Source organism: Solidesulfovibrio magneticus RS-1, assembly GCF_000010665.1.
Classification (GTDB): Bacteria; Desulfobacterota; Desulfovibrionia; order Desulfovibrionales; family Desulfovibrionaceae; genus Solidesulfovibrio; species Solidesulfovibrio magneticus.
This window is the reverse complement of sequence record NC_012796.1, coordinates 4,085,620-4,110,427: the sequence shown is the minus strand read 5'-3', so window position 1 is coordinate 4,110,427 and position 24,808 is coordinate 4,085,620. Positions and strand designations below refer to the sequence as shown.

Sequence of the window (24,808 nt, the reverse complement as noted above, 5' to 3'; positions counted from 1 at the left end):
AAGTTTGCCTGGAGTTGATTTTTTGAAAATCCATGCAGTCGACTTTGAATGGTCGCATTGTTATCAAATTTAATTCTATCAACTTCATATAAACATTTGGCATATAAATTATGGCTGCATGCCAACAAGGTGAAATAACCAATGCGTCGTTGACCAAACATGCATATCGCTATTTGTCGCAATCTGGCTCTGGCTGCAGGAAGGGAGGGGGGAGACGAGCAGTGGGCGTTGAGGGGGGGGGCGCTAAAATCCATTGTTTCCCACGACGGCCTATTATCTAAAGGCTGGGTGCTGAAAATCACGGGGTTAGACTTTTTGATTTACCACCTATGGTGCGATTCTTGGCTGATTCTTAATTTTTGACTCCACTTTCATCTTCAAGCTGAGTGTTGGGCGAATTCGATTATAACCTCTCGAAGAAACACAAACTTCCGGCCCTGACGGAATCCTGTCCGGCTGGCTCGCGGTGAGCGGACAGGTGAGGGATGTGACGCAGGTCGAACTGGCTATGCGGTAGGGGGAGTGGAAGAGCGTGGTGCGTGTCTGGCATTGAACATGACCGTAGGCCGATCAGCAAAAAAATGGCGGCGAAATTGGGGGGAGGGGTTCGGGTCTAATCAGCTGATGTCCCTGGCTTAAACGACACAGGGCATGCGGAAGTCTAGCCAGTCAGTGTCTTGACTGCGACCACCACTCTTAAAAGTGGGAAAATCGGGAGGCCACGACTATACGCCGTATTCATGGGAGGCAGTTTGACAAAACAAGTGGTCAACCGCCCCGTCTGGATCGTCGAAAATGGTAGCTGCACCCAAGATGAGGAAGCTGGACTAGTAGGGTTGGAAGATCACCCACAGCACAAGCTACTTACGATTAAGATATTCTTTAAAATCCTTGCCAGGTTTAAAAAATGGAAGTTTTTTGGGTTTTATCTCCACTGTAACCCCAGTTTTAGGATTTCTACCTGTATAACCATTATATTTTTTTACCGCAAATGAACCAAATCCACGGATTTCAACACGATCTTCATTATTTAAAGCTTGTCTGATAGAGTCAAAAAATAAGTTTACAAAGTCAACGGCAAATTCATAGTCGAGATTATACTTCTCGCCAACTGCTTTGATCAGCTCGCCCTTGTTCATTATTTTTCCTCCATTTCGGCAGAGTATGAGTTATTTCTCTGAGTTGCAAGCGCGCTGATGCGGCAAGTTGCTTTTTCATGGGCTGTGAATATTTTCCCAAGGAACGGAACCCTGGAACGACATTACGCCAGTTGTTAGACCAGAAAACCACTTCACTGACCCAGCTATCCCATTCAAAAGACCGTTTATTAAATAATTTTTCACTGTTTAACACTTGACAACAAAAGAAGTCACACCATATTTAGGCAGCAATTCATTCTCAACCGAGAATCAATCCATCCAGTGAGGACATAATGGAAGAGTATATTCAGAGCGCCCTTGAAATCGTGAAGGCCCAGGCTAGCGCTCGGCCGATGACGGAAGAAGAAATTATCAGCATGGTCAAGTCCGTCGCCAAAGGGATCGCTGCTGTCAGCACCGGTCAAATCGCTACCATTGATGCCGATGCTGCCGCACCCGCCATGGACCCTAAAAAGGCCATCAAGGAAGCATCCATCACCTGCCTTGAGTGCGGCAAGTCCTTCAAGGTCATCACCAAGAAGCACTTGGCCTCCCATGGCCTCACCTCCGAGGAATATAAGGCAAAATACGGCTATAAGAAGACCCAGGCCTTGGCTTGCAAGTCTTTGGCCCGGGAACGCCGCACCAAGATGAAGGACATGAAACTCTGGGAGCGGCGGACCAAGGCCAAAGCCGAATAGCAATGTCTACCCTTCGATGCCGCCCGGCCTGACGCGGCTTCCCCTCAGCCCCAGTGCGTCTCCCCGTGCTGGGGCTTTTTTTGTCTTGACGCACCCGTGTGTTACCAGACAACCATCCTCGAAAATGGAGGGTCTTGCCTACCGGGACCAAGTTCGAAGCCGAGTCGGGTCCCCGGCCACGGGACCAGCTTGGCCCACAATTCGGGTCCCGGCCACCCAGCCCCCACCATTTTCGAAGTCAGGATCGCCCCTATGGAGCCACGGCGTGCTCACGAATTGGAGCCACCCTGTGATTACCGATGGAGCCAGGGCGGGGACAGGGAGCTGGACCGAAGCTTGGCCACCAACAATTTCAACGGAGGCAGCAATGCCGCTCTATTCCATACACGGCCAGGCTTCTCTTGAGGTTCGCCACCTGGTGCTTGATTACAACGGCACCATGGCTACGGACGGGACGCTTGTGCCCGGAGTCGCCGAACGAGTGAGGGAACTTAACCTTCCACCGCATGAACTTTCGGTCCACGTGATCACCGCCGACACCATGGGCACGGCCCAGCGCCAGCTTGAGGGTTTGCCGTGTGATCTTTCCATTCTTGGCCCGGCGGAGCAGGATAAGGCCAAGCTGGACTTCATTCAGGGCCTTGGGAGTGCGCAGACAGTCGCCATCGGCAACGGGCAAAACGGTCACCTCATGCTGGCCGTAGCCGCCTTGGGCATTGCGGTCATTGGCGAGGAAGGGGCGGCAGCCCAGACCATCCTGGCGTCACGCGTGGTGTGCCGTGACATTCTCTCCGCCTTGGATCTGCTGCTTAAACCCAAGCGCCTCATCGCCACCTTGCGATGCTGATGGCCGACTGGGACATGCCGCCACATCTTGAGAGCTGTTACCCCCAGCCCGGAAACGGCGAAAATGGTAAATGACGCCAATGGACAGTCGGAGTATAATGGAATAGATGCTTTCGAGAAGTAAGTAGTAAGCGCTAAGGATGATACACGACCTCTTGTTCCCGCAATATTTCTAACAGGAGCAGCTTATGCGTCTTTCTAAATATAAAGTAAATAAATTCCGTTCTGTCAAAGAAACTGAATGGATCGAAATTGATCAACTTGCTTGTTTTGTTGGCGTTAACGAATCAGGCAAGACAAACCTGCTTTTGCCGTTATGGAAGTTTAATCCTGCTGACGACGCGACGAAAATTGATCTTTTGCTGGATTATCCTCGAGATGAATATTTTGAGGTTGAAGCTAATGGCGAGATCAGAAAAAAAGAGCCTTTTATTGAGGTGTTATTCAAACTTAATGAGACAGAGTTGAAGTCTTTTTCAAAGAAATATGAAAAGTATCTCGCTCAATCATCGGGAGAGGACGATCAAGCTGAGGCCGGCGCAGAAGTTGCCGGCAGAATAGTTTTTACTGATTATCTTCTTATCAAGAAAAATTATAATGAAGATTTCTATATCTATCTTTCAAACGACAAAGGAGAGTTGTTGTCCGAAGAGCTAGAAGATGTTGTCGGGAAAGACATTTTTAACGTGATATGTGAAGCGATGCCCCGTTTTGTTTATTACTCAGAGTATGGTAATTTAGATTCTGACCTCTACCTTCCCCGCGTAATTGACGATCTTGGTCGTATCGATGCTTTAACTGGCAAAGAACGAATGAAAGCTCGTACCTTAAAGGTTCTCTTTGGACATCTTAAGCTCGATCCAAAAGAGATTCTTGATCTAGGACGAGAAACTGTCCCTAACAATGATCCTCGACAAAAAGCGCAACCTCAAATTGAAAAAGAGTCTAGAAACAAACAAGAGCGCTTTGCCAAGGTCACATCTGCGGCTTCCCGCCTGACGGCACAGTTCAAGGCGTGGTGGACTCAGGGTGATTATATTTTTCATTTTAATGCCGACGGTGAATACTTTCGAATTCTTGTAAGTGATATTGAACGCCCCGCTCCGATTGAACTCGAATCCCGCAGCAAAGGGCTTCAGTGGTTCTTTAGCTTTTTTTTGGTTTTTCTTTCTGAAAGTGAAGAAAATCATAAGGACTGTGTTTTGCTTCTGGATGAACCGGGCCTTAGCCTACACCCAAATGCACAGACAGATTTGATCCGCTTTTTTGAACGCCTCGCAGACAAAAACCAATTGATTTATACGACGCACCTCCCTTTTCTTGTTGACCATAACAACTTAGACAAAGTGAAGGCAGTGTACACTGAGAAAGGCATGACGAAAGCGTCTAATGACATAAGTCGTGCGGATAAAGAAAAAAAAGCAATACAGCCGGTCAATGCTGCTATAGGCATAACTGCTTCACAAAGCTTGCTCGTTGGCTGTGATATTATAATTGTCGAAGGAGTTTCTGATCAATTCTATTTAACGATGATCAAAAATCATCTTGTTGCAAAGGGTAAGCTCCAACCTAAAAAAGAGATGGTATTTATCCCCGTCGGCGGAGCCAAAGCAGTGAGGCCTGTAGTTTCCATAATTCAGGGGGGACGATCCTCTTTGCCTGTTGCTCTTCTGGATTCAGACAAGACAGGGAAACAATTTCAAGAAAGTTTGAAGCAAAGTTTGTACAAAAGTGCGCAGGGGAAGGTGCTCGATTGTGACACTTTTTCCCACAAAATCGGGTCTGAAATAGAGGATTTAATTCCGCTAGGCCTGCTTGTTGACAGCTTTGACAGGATATTCAGAACAGAAGATGGCTTGCAGGAAGATGCTATCGATCCAGGAAAACCAGTTATTCCGCAGTTTGAAGATTTTGCGCGAGATAATCAACTGTCTTTAGATTTAGGGTGGAAGGTTGAATTAAGCAAGCGCATTAAACACAAGTTTGACGGCAATGTTGACGATGCCCTTGAGGAACAATGGATTAATTTATTTAAGGCTTTCGAACAGAGCTAGCTATTATGCATAGATATCATCCTCCGTACTTCCCGCTGCTACTCGACCCTATGTCAATATTTCATGATGATACGTCAAGAGTGCCTTCAGACGAAAATTGTTTTTGTCTCCTTCTATGCGTAGAGCTTTGGATGAATGAATCTTAATCCGTAAACAAAATCAGTTCACCTTGCCTCTAAAATGTAGCTTATGCTTGAAAATATTAAAGTATTCACGCATTAACCTCTCAGAATTTAGCCGTAGAGTGACCCTTGAAAATCCTCCTTTTCTCCATTTTCTTTTCCGTGCTGGTAGCGACGTCAGCCCTCGCGTCCGAAAATTTTTCGGGCAAAGTGGTCACGGTCATCGACGGCGCGACCCTGGACATCGCTAAGTCGGACGGGCAGATTGAGCGAATTCGCCTATTCGCCATCACCGTCCCACAAGCCGATGCGAAACATGCCGAGGCGGCCACGAAAAGGACCGCGTCCTGGTGTCACCAGTGGGACAACGTGGCCGAGGTGATCCCCATGGGCCGGGGCAAGGACGGGGTGGCCGTGGCCCGGATAATTGTCGGCCAAGAGGACATCGCCAACGTTTTGGCCAAAGCCTGTCTGGCTCGCGTGAACATGAAGCTATGCCGCAACCAGTTCACCCCGGAATGTGTCGGCTGGAACGCCTGGGAATTGCAGTGCAGAGACGAGAAGAAGGGGCTGTGGTCCGAGTAGAGCGACAGGAATTAGTTTTTTCAAGAGCTAACCGATGAGAAAAATAGCGATTATTTGTTTTGCCGTTGCCCTCTGGTGCTTGCCGGCCTATGCCTACGACCTGACCCTGCAGCACACTTCTGTGCAGGTTTATTTCTCACCCCGGGGCGGGGCACAGGACGCCCTGGTTGCCACCATCGGCCAAGCCAAGGATTCCATTCTCGTCCAGGCCTACAGCTTCACATCGGCCTCCATTGCCAAAGCCCTGGTGGATGCTACGAAGCGTGGCGTGAAAATCGAAGCGATTCTGGACAAGAGCCAACGATCGGAGCGCTATACGGGAGCTACCTTTCTGAAAAACGAAGGAATCCCTGTGTATATCGACGACAAACATGCCATCGCTCACAACAAGGTGATGATTCTCGATGGCTCCATTGTTGTCACGGGATCTTTCAATTTTACAAAAGCTGCAGAAGAGAAAAACGCTGAAAATTTATTGATTATTCGGGACATGGAGATGGCCAAGATCTATATGGATAACTGGGAGAAGCACAAAGAGCATTCTGAATCGTATTAGCACAACTACTTCCTTAGTAATGTGAATATTATTGAGACTGCACCTTTTGCTCCTTTGGCTATGCAGTATGCCAGGACCACGGGTGCTTATTTCGAGCATCACCTCAAATCAGCCTAAGGAAAAGCTTAATCCGCCCCTCCCAATCTCCTGCGGCACACCGTCTCGCACCCTGGATCCGCCCTCTCGAAAATGGATATTGATAATATCCCATTATTTTAGCTGGTTGAATTTTAATTAACATATTTCTCTGTCGAGGATTTACGCCAGATCGGGCGGGTGGTATTGAGATCTGCAGAGTTCAGACAACCTGAAAAGTATTATTCTCAACATCACCTTCAAGGGACTTCCGTGCCAGAACCCCGATTTAATGGCGAGATCGTTGCAGGCTCTTTAATGGTTAACGAGAGCCGTAAAATCGCCGACCTTCTTTTGCAAGGCCTTGACGAAAAGGCGTTTTACGCGGCGCTTTTAATGGACAATGTTCTCCAGAAGCGCAGCCCCGCCACCACGCGGCGACAATCAAAGCTCATCCGAAATAGATTACTCCCCCTACATGAAGATTTTTGGATTATGATTCGTGATGGCTCTCATGAACAGGCTGTGCAAACCTTGTTGGCGGCAGCTATTATGCATAGTCGTATTCTTGGAGATTTCATAAGAAACGTCGTAAATCTTCAGCTAAAGACATTTCAGAGTCAAGTGACATATCGTGAATGGGATGCATATTTTGAGGAGTGCAAGCAAATAGATCCGACTGTCGTAGAATGGTCAGATTCAACAATAAAAAAGATTCGGCAGGTTGTATTTAGAATACTTGCCGAAGCCAAAATTATTGATTCTACTCGAAACTTAAAGATTATTCATTTCTCGCTACTCCCAGAAGTTAAAAATCTTCTTGATAATGATGCATTGCGATATACACGCGAATGCCTGGAGGCCATCCAATGAGCACAACGTTTGAATCTCGTCTGAACAAAATAATTGACAGGCTTGTTTCTAAAGAACTCCTATCGAATGCCGGCCTTGGAAATGAAATTGGTTTTTATGTCTTCGATTATCCACCTGCCAACGAGTTGCAGGTCCGAGCATTTATAGAAACCATAGAGGATCAGTTGCCAAAGCGCAAATCTGGCATACGATTTCGACATATTAATCTTTTTCAGCTTCTCATAGATTATCTGCAAGAGCGAAGGCTGCTAACGAGGGCATTTCAGCTTCAACGGGAAAAAGGAGATGCTGAACTCCTAAAGGCTCTCAAGGGTCCTCTCCATGAGCAAAAGATCGCTCAGTATTTTGTGCAAGTCACCCAGCCAGAAAAACAGGAATTGGTCCTCATGTCCGGCGTCGGGAGTTCGTGGCCGATGCTGCGGACCCATACGTTGCTGAACAGCCTGCACCCCCTTATGGGGGACACGCCCCTCGTTATTTTTTACCCAGGCGAATTCGATGGTCAAGGCCTCAGGCTATTTGGGACGATGAAAGAAAGTAATTATTACCGCGCGTTCAGGCTGGTTGCCTAAATCTCACTCTCAGGAGATCAAGCTAATGCAGATCAGAAACCTCTTTTGCAAAGATCTTTTTCGTCCCATTAATGGCGTCGTCAAGGCTGATCAGCGCGATGAAGCCATTGTTTGGCAAGAGCTAGACGAATATGTGGTAACAAAGGAATTAGATCAGCATTTTAGAAAATTTTTTGAAACATACATTAATGCTATAGTCAACAAGCATGATCCCAATCTCAATAGTCGAATCGGCGTATGGGTGTCTGGCTTCTTTGGATCCGGAAAATCTCACTTCATCAAGATTCTTTCTTATCTTCTCAATAACCGTGAAGCCCATGAGTCAAAATCAAAACAGATCAAAAAAGCCGTAGAGTTCTTTGATTCAAAAATAAAAGATCCCTTGCTGCTCGCCGACATCAAAAAAATCACTGTTGGCAACACTGATGTGGTTCTCTTTAATATCGATAGCCGTGCCGACTCTAAAGACGGAAGGGGCACGCTGCTTTCGGTTTTTTGGAATGTGTTTAATGAAATTCAAGGTTTTTCAAATGTTTTCCCTCACGTTGCAGAATTAGAGCGCCATCTGACATTCCAAGGAAAATATGATTTATTCTGTAATATTTACAAAGAAGTTTCAGGTGAGAATTGGACTGAACAACGAGATGACTACCGTTTTTATCGAGATCATGTTGTAGCCGCATTCGCTAAGTGCCTGGAGCAAAGCGAAAAAGCCGCTGAAGATTGGTTTGACAAGGCCGAAGATGACCAGGGCATCACGATCCAAAATTTTGCAAAACGTGTGAAGGAATACCTGGACCGGCAAGGGAAGGACCACAGGATAATTTTTCTGGTTGATGAGGTTGGGCAGTTCATTGGAAGTGATGGGCAACTTATGCTCAATCTCCAGACCATCACTGAAGATCTCGGGCGAGTGTGCCAAGGAAGGGCTTGGGTCGTCGTTACCTCCCAGGAAGACATCGATGCCATCCTCGGTGACTTGAAATCGGCAAAGGCTAACGACTTCTCCAAGATTCAGGGACGATTTAATACGCGCCTTTCGCTTTCCAGCTCCAACACGGACGAAGTCATTCAGGCCCGTCTGCTCGAAAAGAAGCCGGAAGTCGCGGAGCAACTCGCCAATCTTTTTGAATCCAAGGGCGACATCCTGAAGAGCCAACTGAGTTTCTCATATGACAGCGCGAGCCTGAAGACCTTCAAAGACAAACAGGACTTCATCGCTAATTATCCATTTGTTCCTTACCATTTCCAACTTGTTCAAAAGATCTTTGAATCCATCAGGAAGGCAGGGGCAACAGGTCTGCATCTGAGCCGTGGTGAACGTTCCATGCTCGACGCCTTCCAGTCCGCAGCCAAAAACATTTCTGAAAAGGAAATTGGGGCACTCGTTCCATTATACCAGTTCTACCCAGCAATAGAGAGCTTTTTGGATACTGCTGTCAAGCGAACCATCGACCAAGCTCATGAGAATGACGGCCTCAAAAAACCTTTCGACATCCAACTTCTTCAAACCCTTTTTCTTATCCGCTATGTAGATATCATCAAGCCCAACGTGGATAACCTCGTTACCTTGTTTATCGATGAGGTTGACGCGGACAGACTGACCCTGAAACGGAATATCGAGGAAGCCCTCCAACGACTGGAAAAGCAGACACTTATTAGCCGCAATGGTGACTTGTATTTCTTCTTGACTAACGAGGAACGCAACGTCACCCGTGAAATCAAAAACGTTGAAATCAGCAGCAGCGAAGAAGTGAAACTCCTGGCTGAAATAATCTACGTTGAAATCCTCAAGGATCAAAAGCAACACCGCTACAAACCCAACAGACGGGATTACCCATTCAACCGCCTTTTGGATGGGCATCCTTATGGGGCAAAACTGGACCAAGAAATTGGTATTGAGGTGGTTACACCTCTTTCAGATGAGTACAGCTCATTCGATGCCCTGCGGTGTATCACGTACTCTTCGGAGCACTATGGTCGCGCTGTTATCAAACTCAAAGACAGTAAAGAGTTGGGGAGAGAAGTCCGGATATGGATTCAAACCGATAAATACATTAAACAAAAGGGGACGTCCGCTAATACTCATAGCTTTGAGAAAATTCTTGAAGATCGTCAACGTGAGAATAGAGACCGAAGAAGTCGAATTATCATGTTAATGGAGAAAATGGTCCTGGACGCAGATTTCTATGCCATGGGTCAGACCCTTAGCTTTAAGGCGGCAACACCTCGCATTGCCGCCGAAGAGACCCTCGATTACATCGTCCAAAATCTTTACAATAAATTTTGCTACGTTAAGACCCTGAGCGATGATCCAAGCAAGGAAATTCGTGCGGTTCTCCTGTCCAACGATGTGAGCCAGCTTGAGCTTGAGAAGGGCCTTACGGAAGTCAATACTGACGCGATTAGAGAAGTACGGGAGTTCATCAGCCTTTTGATTCTCAAGAACCACCCGGTGCTTCTGAGTGAGCTTGTAGAGCATTTCGGATGTAAACCCTACGGTTGGCCCGAATTTGAAATCGTGCTCCTCGTTGCTCGCCTGTTCATGGCCGGTGAAATCAACCTTCTCTCCGATGGCTCAAATCTGGAGCCAAAGGATGCTGTTGAGTCCATGCTCAAGGTGGGCAAGTGGAAGTCCGTCAAGATTATGAAGCGCAAGGTGCCTTCCAAAGAGCAAATCGAGAAAGCTCGCAAGCTCTGTCAGGATTTGTTCGGCAAGATAGGTCCGGAGACACTGGACGACCTGGAACGGACCATTCGCGGTGAGTTGGGACGCTGGCAAAAGGAATTAAACAAATACCAACAATTAGCCCTAACTGGAAGTTACCCAGGAGGAAAAGAGATCACACGAGGCTTGGCCGTAATTCAGAAGGTACTTGGCATACGAGATACCTTTGAGTTCATAAGCCGGTTTAATGAGAAGCGTAACGAGTTGCTTGACACCTGTGAAGACATTCATGAACTGCTAGACTTCTACACCAATCAGCGTCCCACTTGGGAGAAGCTGATTAAGTCTTTGGGTGAATTTGGCAAAAACCAGGCAGCATTGTACAAGGATATTAATGCAGGACCAGCTTTGAAGCAGCTGCATACCATCGCTGAAGTACCAGCGCCTTATGGGATGCTCAAGGATGTTGACGGTCTCGTCTCAACTATTTCCGCCATTAATGAAAAACTTGTGGAAGAGCGGCGAGCAAAAGCGCTCCTCGAACTTGATGCTAAAATCGTCAACGTGACCAAGGGATTGGACGCCATGAGGGCTGATGTAGACTTCCGGAACCATGTACTCCTCCCCCTGCAGAAGGTAAAATTACATGTTGCCGAGGAAACCAGCATCCCGGACATCTCCTACCAGCTTGAAGAGTTTGATCAAGCAGTGGAAGACGCTCTAGACCAGATTGAACGGATGAAATCGTCCCCCGACCCAGAAAATCCAAAAAAGCCCTCCAAGACGACAAAAGTCATCAAGCCAAGTGCCATCGCGGCGAATAGTTACCTTGAATCGCCCGAGGACGTTAATGCCTTCGTAGAGGCCCTTAGAAAGACCCTGCTTGCGGAATTGACCGGGGACGTCCGGATCAAGCTCCAGTAACGTGCCTAACGACAGCTCGAATAAAAGAGGGACTCTCATGCCCATAAATCGCAATATCTTAAAGACCTATGCTCCTCAGGCTCGTCGCGAATTTATTCAGGCCGTGACGGACAGGGCCAGTGTCCTTGGCCTCTCCGAAAAGAAAATCGAGCCAGCGGAAGTCGCGGGTGATGTTGCAATCATTGCCGGGCGTCCTTTCCCGAAGGAAGTGGCTGCAAGCCGAAAAAAATTGGAAGACAGGATTACGCTCAATGGCTTCACCCAGGTCATGGAGGAAGTCGCTTATACTTGGTTCAACCGCTTTACCGCCCTGCGGTACATGGAACTGCACGATTACCTTGGGCATGGGTATCGCGTGCTAAGTAACCCCAGTGGTTCTGACATCCCGGAAATTCTGGAGAAGGCTACCAGCGTTGACCTCCCGGGACTGGACAAGGACAAGGTGACGGAATTGCGTCTGACTGGCGATAAAGACGCTGAATTATACCAGATGCTTTTGATAAAGCAGTGCAATGCGCTCCATCGCGTCATGCCAGCGCTGTTCGAGGCGGTCAATGACGCCACGGAACTCCTGCTCCCCCAAAATCTGCTCCAGTCAAATTCGCCCATCCGCAAACTGGTCAACGATATCCCGGAGGAGAACTGGTCCGAGATTGAGATCGTGGGCTGGCTGTACCAATTTTATATCTCGGAAAAGAAAGACCAGGTCATCGGCAAGGTGGTCAAGAGCGAGGATATTCCTGCGGCCACGCAGCTTTTCACCCCCAACTGGATCGTTAAGTACATGGTCCAGAACACCTTGGGTCGTAAATGGCTCACGACTTACCCCGGCTCCTCCATTAAGGGGAAAATGGAATTTTACATCGAGCCTGCCGAACAGGAGCCAGAAGTCCAGGCCAAGCTGGATGCCATTACCCCCAAAGAGCTTAACCCAGAAGAACTGACGTTCATGGATCCAGCTTGCGGGTCTGGTCACATCCTTGCCGAAGCCTATGACTTGTTCAAGGACATTTACCAGGAGCGCGGCTACCGCACCAGGGACATCCCTCGGCTTATCCTGGAGAAGAACCTCTACGGGTTGGATATCGACGATCGCGCGGCTCAACTTGCTCGATTCACCGTCCTCATGAAAGCACGGGCTGATGACCGCCGTATTCTCGATCCCGAGAACCCCGCCAAGCTGAACATCCTGGCCATCCAAGAAAGCAAGGGGCTGGATGTTGATACTGTGGCCAGCGTGCTACTTCGCGACCGGGTCAGGGAGATCGGCAGCAAAGGGGCACAGCAGTTGACCCTGGTTCAGCCCAAGATGACCCAAGGGACCCTGAGTGAAACCGAGAAACCGGAAGTCACGAAGGACGAGTTATTCTCACTGCTGAACCTCTTTGAAAATGGCAAGACCTTTGGTTCGCTGCTGTCGGTTCATGACCGGCTTAAGCAGGCACTACCCAGGCTGGAGAAGCTGGTCGCTAAGTCATTGCAGGCTTATGATATGGAATCTCGGCGATATGCCAAAATGTTGTTGCCGCTAGTCCAACAATCAAAAGTGTTAGCCAAGCAATATAGCAATGTTATTACAAACCCCCCGTATATGGGGTCAGGCTATTTCAACGAAAAGCTTAAAAATTTTGTAAACGAAGAATACAATGGTTATTCACAAGATATTTATGGATGTTTTATTTTTAGATGCTTGTCTATGGGAGAAGAAAAAGCATACGCTGGGATGATAACAACACCAAACTGGATGTCGATGCCGACATTCTTTTATTTGCGGGAGTATATTCTTAAAAAAAATACTTTACTGTTATTGACAGACAATGGAAGAGGAGTTTGGGGGCCAGACTTTGGAAGCTGTGCCTTTATAATACAAAACACCAACACTCCAGGATATGCAGCCAGATTTAAAAAGCTATATGACAAACAGGGAGAAGTCAATTCAAACAATGTTCTTATTAATAACTTTTTTTCTAACGCATGGCAAAATACAAATTTGTCGAGTTTTTATAATATTCCTGGACTTATTCTCTCTTCTTACAAACTAAGCAAAAAATTAAGAGATAACTTTAAAAATTTTAAAACAATTAATGATATTGCGAAAGCAAAGCAAGGAATAAAGACTGGTCATAACGACACTTTTCTCCGCTATTGGCATGAAGTCTCATGCTTAATGACTAGTTGCATTGGAAAATCCGAAAACAGAACCCATAAATGGTTCCCGTGCACAAAAGGTGGCGATTATCGAAAGTGGTATGGGAATCATGAATATTTGCTTAACTGGGAGAATGACGGGAAAGAAATTAAAAACTTTTACTCACCGACGGGAAAATTACGATCCCGTCCGCAAAATATACAATACTTTTTTAAAAGCGGAATAACGTGGTCAAAAATATCTATCTCAGATATTTCCTCAAGGATTTTCCCAGAGGGATTCACGTTCGAAAGTAATGGGTCGGTCATATTTCCTGATGATGAAAGTGATATTATATCATTGCTAGGAATACTTAATTCGAATGTTGCTAAATATATTCTGTCTGCATTTGCCCCAACAGTCGATTTCGGAGAAGGATCGATTCTGAAGCTGCCTGTTTGTCTATGCGACAACTTGACAAGAACATCTATCGAGCTTGCAATAACAATTTCAAGAGACGACTGGGACTCGCGCGAAACGTCATGGGACTTTCGGGCATCCCCTCTTGTGAGGGAAAATGCTAAGCCAACCATCAGCCAATCATACTTAACAATGACATGCTCTTGTCAAAATCAAACAAACAAGTTGCTTGAAATTGAAAATAATATAGATTGTTATTTTATCAAAGGCTATGGTTTAGAAAATGAACTGGGGCATGCAAAGGCTGATCTCAATAAAATCACTCTATTTGCCAACCCGCTCCATCGATACGGCCCTGGAAAGTCAGAGATTGAATACAAGGAATTGCTAAAAGCAGACACTGTTCGTGAACTCATTTCGTACATGATCGGCTGCGCGATGGGCCGTTACTCCCTTGATGAACCGGGATTAATCTATGCTCACAGTGGCAACCAAGGCTTTGATCCCTCTCGCTACACCAGCTTCCCGGCTGACGAGGACGGCATAGTGCCCATAATGGATGACGACTGGTTCGAGGATGACGCCACAAAGCGATTCGTGGAGTTCATCAGGGTCGCCTGGCAATCCGAAACTTTAGAGGATAACCTAAAGTTCGTCGCCGACAGCCTTGACCCTAAGCATGGCGAAAAGCCTATTGACACCATCCGCCGCTTCATTAGCCAGAAATTCTTCAGGGAGCATCACCTCAAGGTTTACAAGAAGCGCCCCATATACTGGCTCTTCTCCAGTGGTAAACATAAGGCCTTCGAGTGCCTCGTCTACCTGCACCGCTATAACGAAAATACCCTGGCCCGTATGCGCTCCATGTACGTCACCCCCCTGCAGGGCAAATATAATGCCCGCATAGAGTTCCTGGATAAGGAAAAAGACAATGCCAGTTCTGCAAGTGCCGCCAAGAAGCTGCAAAAAGAGCTGGATACAATGCGCAAAAAGCAGCAGGAGCTAAGAGAATTCGACGAACTTCTCCGCTACTACGCCGATCAGCGCATCACTCTCGACCTCAACGATGGCGTGAAGGTCAATTACGGAAAGTTTGGATCTCTTTTAGCTGAAGTCAAAGCAATAACGGGCGACAGCGGCGATTAGGAGGAAAACTTTGACCATGTACACCCACCTCCATCATGATTTTGCCGCAAAGACCAGGGCCAACCTGGAATTTATTGAAAAGGCATGCATGGAAGGCATCCCAGGCACCTACAACGCAACTCAATTGATAAATTCACTGCTTGGAATGGTTGTCTTTCTAAACGAAGGAAAGCTTGTCCCTGCCATCCCTTTCAGCCAACTTTGTTCATGTGAAGAAATCCAGGTTCATCTTGATGACAATCAAGATTGTTCTAAAGCAGATAAATTCATTCAGCAATTTCGCAATGCAATTGCCCATTGTCGATTCCAAGCCTTTGGCTCCAAGGACAATATTCAAAGCTTTACTATGTATGATCAACGACCCAAAGAACCTATAGATTGGAAAATCGACATCACAACCCAAGGGATTCGCGACATTGCCTTTAGATTGGTTGCGTACGTAATTAAAAATTCTCAAAGTTGTGAAGCAGCATAAGGGGTTGTGATGGACTCAGCAAAAATTCAGGAAGCCCTTTCCAAAATTTACGATATCGAAGAGTATCGCATCGTTTTCTGGTATGATCCAGAACAGGAGTTTCTTGAGACGCTTTCGATGCTCTCCATTGAAGGCGTCACCGTGGTCAATCTCCTGGACGAGAGTTTGTTAGAACTCAAAATCCGACTGGAGACGCAAGACCGAACGGGCAAGTATCTGCTCTATTCCCCTTCCCCCGAGCCTAATCCGGAAAACGACTGGCTGCTGGACATCAGGCTTTACAGCCGACCATTCCATGCCGATAGGGCTTCCATTCTGCTCAATGAATTAGGGCTTACCAGCCAGTCCCTGCGTGCGCATCTGAACGAGCGCAAAAAATTTTTCAAAAGCCAGGACCGGCTAAATAGGCTTCGAAAACTCGTGGTGGCCGAGGATAAAGAGAGCGATCTCGACCAGAAGATGCTTGCCGTGCTGACTCGTTCTGACCAGGCCAGCACGTTCGACGTTCTCATGAACCTGTTCTCCGAAATGTGCACAGGCGTCAGTTGCGACTTCAAGTCTCCCACGTCTTCATGGGGAGACATTGAAAAATTCGGGGTGGCTCCCTTTTTTTGGGAAAAGATGGCCATGACCTTCGGCTACGTTGCCGACAGCCCAAGCCTATCTGACCTCTTGATCCGCCTTTTGGTCAGCGACTTTTCCAACACCCTGAAGGGGACTATTCCCGGCTCCTTGGCGCATTTTCAGTTTACGGACAAGTCGCTGGCCATCAATAGTTCCGTCTTTATAGCGCAATGGCGCAGCCATTTAAGCCATTTTCGGGAGTATGCCGCGATTTCACAAGAAATTGCCACGGAACTCCGCCTGGAGGAACAACTCGGGGGGTATAATGAGGAATCCTTACTGGACGTCATGACCTTCGAGGTGGTCGAGCGGCAGGTGCTTCGCGCTCTACGCAAGAAGATCAAACAGGACCAGTGGGACAAACCCGAAAGTCTTAAGCCTGTTATCCAACGCAGGCGGGATGGGTATTGGGCCACAATACAGCTCGATCAGTATACTGAAAGTGGAAATATTTATAAAACTACCTACGACGCGCTTGAAGCAGCCCTTGATCTCTTAACCCTGCGCAAAATACATGATGCAGGGTTCAGCTTTGCAAAAGCGGGAACGATGTATCAAGCATACACCTCAGAGTTATTCCGATTCGACCAGCTATACCGACTATTTCACGAATACGCCGACAGACTTGAGTTAGCTGGATGGGATGTGCTTAAGGATGTCCAGAAGATCGTAGAAGCATGTTACAGTGGATGGTTTTTGGATCAGCTTTCTATCTCCTGGGGTAGTTTTCTCGATGGGCGAGACGGACTTTTGAAAGAATGGTCCATTGAAAATATTCCCAACCAGCAAGATTTTTTTTCACTCACTGCCCAGCCAGTTCTTCAATCTCACGCCAGAAGCAAGGTTTTCGTGATTGTCAGCGATGCACTTCGGTATGAAGTAGCCGAGGAACTGACCAGAGAACTCAATTCCAAGTTCCGTTTCAAGGCTACTATCTCAACTCAGCTTGGTATCTTGCCGAGCTATACGGCACTTGGGATGGCCTCATTGCTGCCACACCGAGGATATGGATATAAAGAGCAATCCGACCAAATACTTATTGCAGGACAGCCTTGTGCTACGTTAGAACAGCGCAGTTCAATTCTTTCTAATGTGAATGGAATAGCGGTCAAGGCAGATGAATTGCTTGCCATGACCAAGGACGATGGCCGTGAATTGGTGCGTCCTTGGCGTGTGGTGTATATCTACCACAACCAAATTGATGCAACCGGTGATTCCGCTCAGACTGAGGGCAAGGCTTTCACAGCTGTTCGCAAGGCGATAGAAGAACTGTCCTCCCTGGTGCGTTTCATCGTGAACTCGCTTAATGGTGCCAATGTTTTTGTCACAGCCGACCACGGATTTATTTACCAAGACACTCCTCCATCACCCTTGGAGAAAAGCGACTTGGCTTTCAAGCCAGACGGCGTGATCAAGGCCAAGAAGCGTTATATCCTCGGGCGGGACCTTGGCGAATCCGAAAAGGCATGGCACGGTTCGACGCGGGTGACTGCGGGGACCTCCGACGACATGGAGTTCTGGATTCCAAAGGGTGTCAACCGCTTCCATTTTTCGGGTGGAGCGCGTTTTATCCATGGCGGCGCTATGCCTCAAGAAATCGTGGTCCCCGTCGTCCAGGTTAGGGAATTAGAGGGCAAAACCGCAGCAAACGAAGCTGTTAAGCAGGTCAACGTATCTCTTCTTGGTTCAAACCGAAAGATTGTCAATTCTCTCCAAAAATTCGAACTTATCCAGACCGAAAAAGTTTCCGACAGGATGACGCCAAGGACGCTTGTTGTATCATTGCGTGACGGGGAACTACTTATCAGCACTGAAGAAATGGTTACTTTTAACAGTTCCTCTGATTCAATGGAGGAGCGCAAGCGGTCTCTGACGCTCAGACTTAAAAAGGGTAGCTACGACAACAAGAGGGAATACTTTTTGGTGTTCCGGGATCCAGGAACACAGATAGAATACGAGCGCATCCCCATGACCATTGACTTGGCCTTCATGAATGATTTTTGAGGATAAAAGAAATGGATAACGAAGCTCCCAGCCTTGACTCCCTGCTCAACGAACATTTTCAAGGCAAGGTCGTTCGAAAGGACCTCACCAAGCTCCTCAAAGAAGGAGCGAATGTTCCTGTTTATGTGCTGGAGTATCTCCTTGGCATGTACTGCGCCTCGGACGACGAGGATATTATTCAGGAAGGCATCAAGAGCGTCAAAGATATCCTTGCACAAAACTATGTACGGCCTGACGAGGCTGAGAAAGTTAAATCCATTATCCGCGAGCGTGGCAGCTTCAAGGTTATTGATAAAGTTACAGTTAAGCTCAACGAAAAAAGGGATTGCTACGAGGCACTTCTTTCCAACTTGGGAACAAAGGGTGTTGAAATTTCCAGCAATACCGTCAAGGAATTCGAGAAGCTTCTCGTCGGCGGCATCTGGTGCATCATTTCGCTCAACTATTTTTATGAGGAAGGCCAAAAAGGCTCCCCATTTTCCATATCCGACCTTAAGCCCATTCAAATGCCGAATATGGATATGGAAACCATTTACGAAGGGCGAAAGCACTTCACAGAAGATCAGTGGCTAGACGTACTGCTTAGATCTACGGGCATTGAGCCGACCACGTTTGAAGAACGAGCCAAGTGGCACCTGCTTTCACGTTTGATTCCTCTTGTAGAGAACAACTACAATATATGTGAGCTTGGCCCCCGTGGCACAGGCAAAAGCCATGTTTACAAAGAGATCAGCCCGAACAGCATTCTGGTTTCTGGTGGCCAGACGACCGTGGCGAATCTCTTTTATAACATGGGGAACCACAAAGTTGGCCTAGTTGGTGTTTGGGATGTTGTGGCGTTCGATGAGGTGGCCGGTATAACCTTCAAGGACAAAGATGGCGTTCAGATCATGAAGGACTACATGGCGTCTGGGTCCTTCTCCCGAGGGCGAGACGCTATCAGCGCAAACGCTTCAATGGTTTTTGTTGGAAATATAAACCAGAGCGTCGATACCCTAGTAAAGACCAGCCACCTGTTTGCACCTTTCCCTGAAACAATGATCGACACGGCATTTTTTGATAGAATGCATTGCTATACGCCGGGCTGGGAAATTCCCAAGATGCGGCCCGAATTTTTTACGAATCAGTATGGCCTTATCGTGGACTATTTGGCGGAATATTTCCGTGAGATGCGCAAAACAACTTTTGCCGACGCCATCGACAAGTATTTTCACCTGGGCAACAACCTGAACCAGCGGGACACCATTGCGGTTCGAAAAACGGTCTCGGGCCTTCTCAAGCTTCTTTATCCGCACGGTGATTATACCAAAGAAGCCGTTGAAAAATGCCTTCGGTATGCATTGGAATGTCGCCGCCGTGTCAAGGAACAATTGAAAAAACTTGGCGGCATGGAATTTTACGATGTCCATTTTAGCTATATCGACAATGAAACTCGGGATGAAAAATTTGTCGGCATCCCTGAACAGGGTGGAAGTTCGCTGATCCCAGAAGGGCCGCCAAATCCAGGGACCTTGCATACGGTTGGCTGCGGGTCGGGACATCTTGGACTGTACCGAATTGAGCTTCAGGTGACTGCCGGCAATGGCAAGCTGTCCATCTCTGGGGTTGGATCGAGCAACCAAGCCAAGGAACCAATAAAGGTCGCCTTTGACTACTTCAAGGCGAACGCCAGCCGGGTCAGTGGGTCTTCAAAGCCGGGGGATCGCGATTACCACCTGCACATTGTTGAGCTGCACAACACAGGCCCTAACGACGCCATGACCCTGCCCAGTTTCATCGCCCTGTGCTCAGGGTTATTGGGCAAGCCGGTGCAAGGAAGCTTGGTGGTGCTTGGTGACATGAGCCTTGGCGGCAGCATCATCCGGGCCGGCGACTTGGCCGCAAGTCTCCAGGTCGCGTTCGATGCTGGAGCAAAGCGAATCTTAATACCCATGAGCAGCGTGGGCGACATCCAAACCGTTCCGGGCGAACTTTTTGCCAAGTTCCAGACAAGCTTTTATTCAGATCCTGTTGATGCAGTCTTTAAAGCCCTTGGGGTGGAATGAGACCAATGCCCAACTGATAGCAGTTTGTAGGTAAACATAACAGAAAGAAAATGCTAAGATTTTTTGTCTTGACTTTGTTTTATGCTACGCGACGAGATGAGAGTTAGATGATAGCCATCATGGTATCTACATGACTTTCGAAACTACTTCGAGCCTTGTAGAATTGAAAGTGGTACTGTATTATCCATGTATTGTCGCAAAACCAACTATAATTCCGAAAAATTTTCAATACCTTCCTGCGCTAATTCGCTTATATCTTTGATCAAATGCTTCCCTCCCCCCTTCCATTACTCGGCATATCTCTTCCCGTATGGAAGGTTCTTGAAGTCCACCCTGTGCCACGATTTGAGTTTGCCCAGACTTCACATCAAGAGCAATAACATTTTCTGCATCACCATTTACAACAATATTAGCGTTGTGAGTAGCGACTAAAACTTGCCGTCCTTGCTTTATCTCTCGTAGTTGCGTTACGATAAGGTCATAGATCAAATGATTGTCAAGATCGTCTTCCGGCTGATCAAGTACAAGTGGCTCACTGCCATATGAAAGGATAAAAGCCAGTAGGGCAGCAGTCTTTTGCCCAGGAGAACCTTGTTCTACCGGTTTGAAATCCCCACCGTCCTTAAGGCTGTACCTAACGTCCAGTGAGTCTTCGGGAAACCAGCATTGGATTCGGTCCATCTGCTCTGGGGACAATCCTTGGATATGTGCGACAAAACGTCGATCTTTGGCTGTCGGCACTATTGTTGAATCGTTCTCATGGTATGCAAACAATGAAGATTTCAGCGCCGTAATCTTTTCTTCCATGGATTTGTCAGGGTTCTGAGTAAGAGTAGCCAGTAGTCCCTCATCACCATCTACTATCCCAATATCGCGATCAAAGCCTCCATTGCTTCTGTCAATTAACTTCCGAAATTCCTCTTCGATTGTGAACTTACCTCCAAAAGGAATAACATTGATCTGCACATATGGATTTCCAGCTAGCGTGACCTTAAGAAACTTGTCGCGTAGTTTGGTTATTTTTTCACGATGCTCCTGAATTTTGACAAAGCACGCATCTGCACTTTTCTGGTGTTGAGTAATAATATCTCGCTTTTTATTGAATCCTTTCAACTTTTCTTCGATATCTTGGCGTTGTTTAACCAAAATTCCATAAGCTGAGGGATCGCCCGCACCGACGGCTGTAAGCTGGCTGAGTAGATTGGTATACTCCTGCTTGGCCGAAATAATTTTTTTCGATATTGCCAAACCGGGTCGTGTCAACACCCATGAGTCTTTTGCAGTATCAATTTGCTGTGCGATTTCGTTTATATCATTCTGAAATTTATCAAACTTGGCACGGACATTGGCAACGATGGAGAGCAATTCTTTATCGTCTGCATTTTCTAAATCAAAGTACTGTGAATCAAGTTCAGATGGCGACAGGCCTTTGGAAATATTCTTCATTTGATCGCCAAAGTCTTCCCACGAATTTTGCCAAGAATCGATCGCCTTATTTTGGTTCAGCCTGAGCTGGTAAGTCCTTAGAACACTTGCATGGCCAGCCTTTTCAAAAACATCAAGTTTGCGTTTAACGTCTTCCAGTTGGCCCTTAACGACAGATTCTTCCTGAAGTCCTGCTTGGACTTCTCGTGCCTGGGCACGAATTGAAAGATATTTGGAAACTAGCTCATCCCACTCAAGCTTCCAGTCGCGATAATTAACCTCCGGAGCGTCATCAACTACTTGCAATAACGCTTGGGGATGCTTAGCCAATTCAAAAATCTGTTTTTGGCTATAAATTCTGACAGGAAAACGCTGTGCAATGTCTCCCTCTGAAGCATTCCATCTGCCAGAAAGATCCTCTTTCTCTATTTCATACTTTCCTGTGTCGTTCGACCATACGATTCGAAAGCGACCTCCATCTTTCCAAAAACTAACTGTAATGACAGTAGAATCTGTCAAGAGGCCTTCGTCTTGGCGATTTTTCGATGTCTGGTTGTATTTGGAAAATTCATTTTCAAGGGTTTTGGGAATCTCTCCCTTCCGCTTCAGAGCTATCCGCAGGAATTCCAAAGAGGTCGATTTTCCTGTGCCGCGTCCACCGATAATCGTATTTAGCCATGGATTAAATTTACACGAATAGGATCGGCCCCTACCTACATACTTTGCGTTGTCAACAACAATACTTTCGATAGCGAGCTGCCCATGGGTATTGGGATCTCCATCGAATTGATCTGAACGCTTCAATGAAAGAGGACCGTCAATAAGTGCCAACCGCAATCCATCGTAGGATGGCTTTGACATCTTTACCCAAGTAAAATGACTTCCCGGGTAACGTTGACCTGTGAAGCCTGAATAGTGATGGGAGTCAGTTCCAAGAAGCTCAGCCCAATTTAGTTTTTTGTCGATGTAGAGCTGGGGTTTCTCAATCGTACAATCTGTAACTTCCATAGCAAATACATTCTTATTTTCAAGAATCTGCCCTAAAGTGTTGCCAGGGCATGACGTAAACAAGCCATTTGATTGATCAACATGCGCAGGTATCGCTAGGCCACCAGACTTTGCTATTTCATCGACAACTTCGACGATAGAGCATTCTGAGCAGCTATCACTTCTTCCTTTGGTGGAGCGATATTTAACAGCACCAAGCAAAGAATCTATGTCTGATGTTGTTGTGCCATTAAAAAAAATTGCCAAAACGTGGATGTTGCCATGAACGCTAATTTCAACACCAGGAAAAATGTAGAGAGGCCGATAATCTGGATGGTGCTCAGATGCCAACTCGTCAAGAGCACGTTTGAGTGGATCAATCCAGGCTCCGGAATTGTGATCCGTCACCGCAACGCAATCGATGCCACGCCGCATGTAGTTGAGCAGCCAATCTTTCTGTGAAATTAACCTATATTCAGCTTGGTTAGGGCCTTTCCCATAGTCGTTTGAAGCAGGAGTGTGATTGTGAAAGTCGAATTTCCACCATTTCGCGCTGACCCAGTCCCAAGCGGCAGACATAGTCTTTCCTCTCCCATTCATACACAGGGGTAGCCTTCATTTGTTACTATATGTAACGCCAAGTGTCGGTCATGCTATTAGTGAGCATGGCCGACACTTGGGTGTCCGCGTCATCCAGTGTTTAACCGGACCAGCGGCCTACGTTTTGATTCCATTTTTGAAATTTACGCGGAAACCTTTCCCCGGGCAAGAGAGGGGAGCCACTTCACTTAATTTTACACGTCAATTCAGGTAATTCTAGACTTAGTTTGTCTGTTAAGCAGCTTCGGCCATGCTCTCATTCAGGCGCATGTACCCGTTCTGGTAGTCATCGGGGTCAAGGACACAGCCCCACCAATTGCGCCCCATCGCCTTGGCCTGGACCACAGAGGAGCCGGATCCGGCGAAACAGTCGACGACGCAATCCCCGGGAACAGTCATGGCCCCAATCAACTCACGAAGGAGACCCGCCGGCTTCTCGGTCTGATGGAATTCATTCTTAGTGTTGGGGTACTCGAAGTGGTCGCAAATGGCATCGTACAGCACAGGTTTACCCTTGGTGGCATAAATAATTTTTTCAGTAATGGGGCGAAGACCACTGATAAGAGACCCCTGCGTGTGGTGAGACTTCTTCCACACAGCGACCCCCTGGTAGCAATAACCAGCACTCTTGATAATGTTAATGAAGTCCGCCAGCATCTTGTCGCCACTGAACACAACGATATACGAATCATCCTTCATCTTGGGATAAAGCTGCTCAAGGCTTTCTTTAAGGATACGCGTGGCATCCTCAGGATTGTCGTTGGCAATGGTCCGATTAGTCCTGTCAGAAATGGAACGAAACGTACAACCATAGGGAGGATCAGTCAGCAGGAGGGCAACAGAACCATCAGGAATTTCATGGATATGCTCAAGGCAATCACCCTCAATCCAAGAGGCCATTTCCTTGTTGTTGCCATTCATAACGGATTTGCAGTGTTTGACAATATTACGGAAATCAAGGCGTTCACGGCCGAACTGGTCAGTTTCAACGCCATGCTCAGAAAGCCAACTATGAAGTTCATTTATATTGCCAGCTTCAGGATTGTTTTCATAGAACTGCTTTAGACGATTCAGCTCCTTAAAAACAGGGTCAATGAGATGGAAACTCGTAGCCTTCGCCATAGACAACGCAATAATCTTCTCATAAGGCAAGAAGGCGTCGATCCACTCTTCGCTATTTTCCATTTCCATAACCTTCTTCACGAGACGAATACCTTTCTTGAGATCGGGGGTACCATACTTGCGGTTGACAACGATCTTGGACAAACCCAACCAAGACCGATCATTGAGATTCTTGAAATCGCACAAAACAGTAGCCTTGCTGCGAAGTTTCATCTTTTCATCGTAGACAAGTTCAGGCTCGATGTGCTTGTAGACTTTGGCCCCATCCCGGTACAGCCGGACATTCTGGGGGTGCTTACGGATCTTTTCGGCATACAGGGTGAGGTCGCTCTTGTTGCCCCGGCCACCGACACGGGACTCAAACCCAAGGGCATGGAGACCGATATCCAGGGCGGTCATCTCCTGGCACTTGTTCTCGTTGATCAGGGCCATATAAGCTTCATCGTCATCCATTTCCACCACAATACAAGGAAGTTCTTCGAGATTCTCCTGCCTAGCAGCTTCAAAACGAATGTGACCATCGATAATTTCAAAGATGTCATTGGGAATCTGGCGAACCTTGAGGGCATTTTCGGGTTTAAGGCCGTTGTTTTGCCGAATGCTATTGCGGATAAATTCAATCAAGTCCTGGTCCATGACAGCACGAGAGTAACCAGAATTAGGAACGATGTTCGCCATAGCAATGAAAGTGATGGTGTTCATGTCGTGGCTCCTTTG

The 24,808-nt window shown here is 47.1% G+C and carries 15 protein-coding genes; 12 read left to right on the top strand and 3 right to left on the bottom strand.

The genetic code is table 11. From position 1 onward, the window contains the following. Positions 1-860: 860 nt before the first annotated feature. Positions 861-1,139 (bottom strand): HU family DNA-binding protein, encoded by a 279-nt coding sequence (locus tag DMR_RS23745; RefSeq protein ID WP_015862257.1) that lies wholly within the window; start codon positions 1,137-1,139, stop codon positions 861-863. A gap of 293 nt (positions 1,140-1,432) precedes the next feature. Between DMR_RS23745 and DMR_RS17145 the strand changes: the two genes are divergently transcribed. The 12 genes from DMR_RS17145 (at position 1,433) to brxL (ending at position 19,957) form a co-directional block, all read left to right on the top strand. Next, complete coding sequence (locus DMR_RS17145) at positions 1,433-1,840, top strand: MucR family transcriptional regulator (RefSeq protein WP_015862255.1); 408 nt, start codon at positions 1,433-1,435, stop codon at positions 1,838-1,840. 367 nt (positions 1,841-2,207) lie between these two features. Then, positions 2,208-2,687 (top strand): HAD family hydrolase, encoded by a 480-nt coding sequence (locus DMR_RS17140; RefSeq protein WP_015862254.1) that lies wholly within the window; start codon positions 2,208-2,210, stop codon positions 2,685-2,687. Positions 2,688-2,874: 187 nt separating this feature from the next. Beyond that, the gene (locus DMR_RS17135) at positions 2,875-4,740 is read left to right on the top strand and encodes an AAA family ATPase (protein WP_015862253.1); all 1,866 of its coding nucleotides are present in this window, start codon (positions 2,875-2,877) and stop codon (positions 4,738-4,740) included. Between the two features lie 251 nt (positions 4,741-4,991). After that, entirely contained in the window at positions 4,992-5,447 is a 456-nt protein-coding gene (locus DMR_RS17130; RefSeq protein WP_015862252.1) for a thermonuclease family protein, read from the top strand. A 34-nt stretch (positions 5,448-5,481) separates the two neighbouring features. After that, positions 5,482-6,003, top strand: a complete 522-nt coding sequence (locus tag DMR_RS17125; protein ID WP_015862251.1) for a phospholipase D family protein — start codon at positions 5,482-5,484, stop codon at positions 6,001-6,003. A 348-nt stretch (positions 6,004-6,351) separates the two neighbouring features. Then, a complete protein-coding gene (locus DMR_RS17120) occupies positions 6,352-6,951 on the top strand; it encodes a DUF1819 family protein (protein WP_043600971.1) in 600 nt (199 codons plus the stop codon). Next, positions 6,948-7,523 carry a DUF1788 domain-containing protein gene (locus DMR_RS17115; RefSeq protein ID WP_015862249.1) on the top strand — a complete coding sequence of 192 codons (576 nt, stop codon included), beginning with the start codon at positions 6,948-6,950 and terminating at the stop codon, positions 7,521-7,523. Before DMR_RS17120 ends, DMR_RS17115 begins: the two co-directional genes overlap by 4 nt. 25 nt (positions 7,524-7,548) lie before the next feature. Next, entirely contained in the window at positions 7,549-11,115 is a 3,567-nt protein-coding gene (brxC, locus tag DMR_RS17110) for a BREX system P-loop protein BrxC (protein WP_015862248.1), read from the top strand. 37 nt (positions 11,116-11,152) lie between these two features. Continuing rightward, positions 11,153-14,809: a BREX-1 system adenine-specific DNA-methyltransferase PglX gene (gene pglX, locus DMR_RS17105; protein ID WP_015862247.1), complete on the top strand. Its 3,657-nt coding sequence runs from the start codon at positions 11,153-11,155 to the stop codon at positions 14,807-14,809. 16 nt (positions 14,810-14,825) lie between these two features. Then, positions 14,826-15,284 carry a HEPN family nuclease gene (locus DMR_RS24650; protein ID WP_015862246.1) on the top strand — a complete coding sequence of 153 codons (459 nt, stop codon included), beginning with the start codon at positions 14,826-14,828 and terminating at the stop codon, positions 15,282-15,284. A 9-nt stretch (positions 15,285-15,293) separates the two neighbouring features. Beyond that, the gene (pglZ, locus tag DMR_RS17100; protein ID WP_015862245.1) at positions 15,294-17,912 is read left to right on the top strand and encodes a BREX-1 system phosphatase PglZ type A; all 2,619 of its coding nucleotides are present in this window, start codon (positions 15,294-15,296) and stop codon (positions 17,910-17,912) included. Positions 17,913-17,923: 11 nt separating this feature from the next. Next, entirely contained in the window at positions 17,924-19,957 is a 2,034-nt protein-coding gene (gene brxL, locus DMR_RS17095; protein ID WP_015862244.1) for a protease Lon-related BREX system protein BrxL, read from the top strand. Between the two features lie 225 nt (positions 19,958-20,182). Here brxL and DMR_RS23740 read toward each other — a convergent pair whose 3' ends face one another. Both DMR_RS23740 and DMR_RS22520 read right to left on the bottom strand, forming a co-directional pair. Continuing rightward, positions 20,183-22,948, bottom strand: a complete 2,766-nt coding sequence (locus tag DMR_RS23740; protein ID WP_015862243.1) for a TrlF family AAA-like ATPase — start codon at positions 22,946-22,948, stop codon at positions 20,183-20,185. Between the two features lie 255 nt (positions 22,949-23,203). After that, positions 23,204-24,793, bottom strand: coding sequence for a DNA methyltransferase (locus DMR_RS22520; protein WP_052279008.1), 1,590 nt, complete (start codon positions 24,791-24,793; stop codon positions 23,204-23,206). Positions 24,794-24,808: the final 15 nt, after the last annotated feature.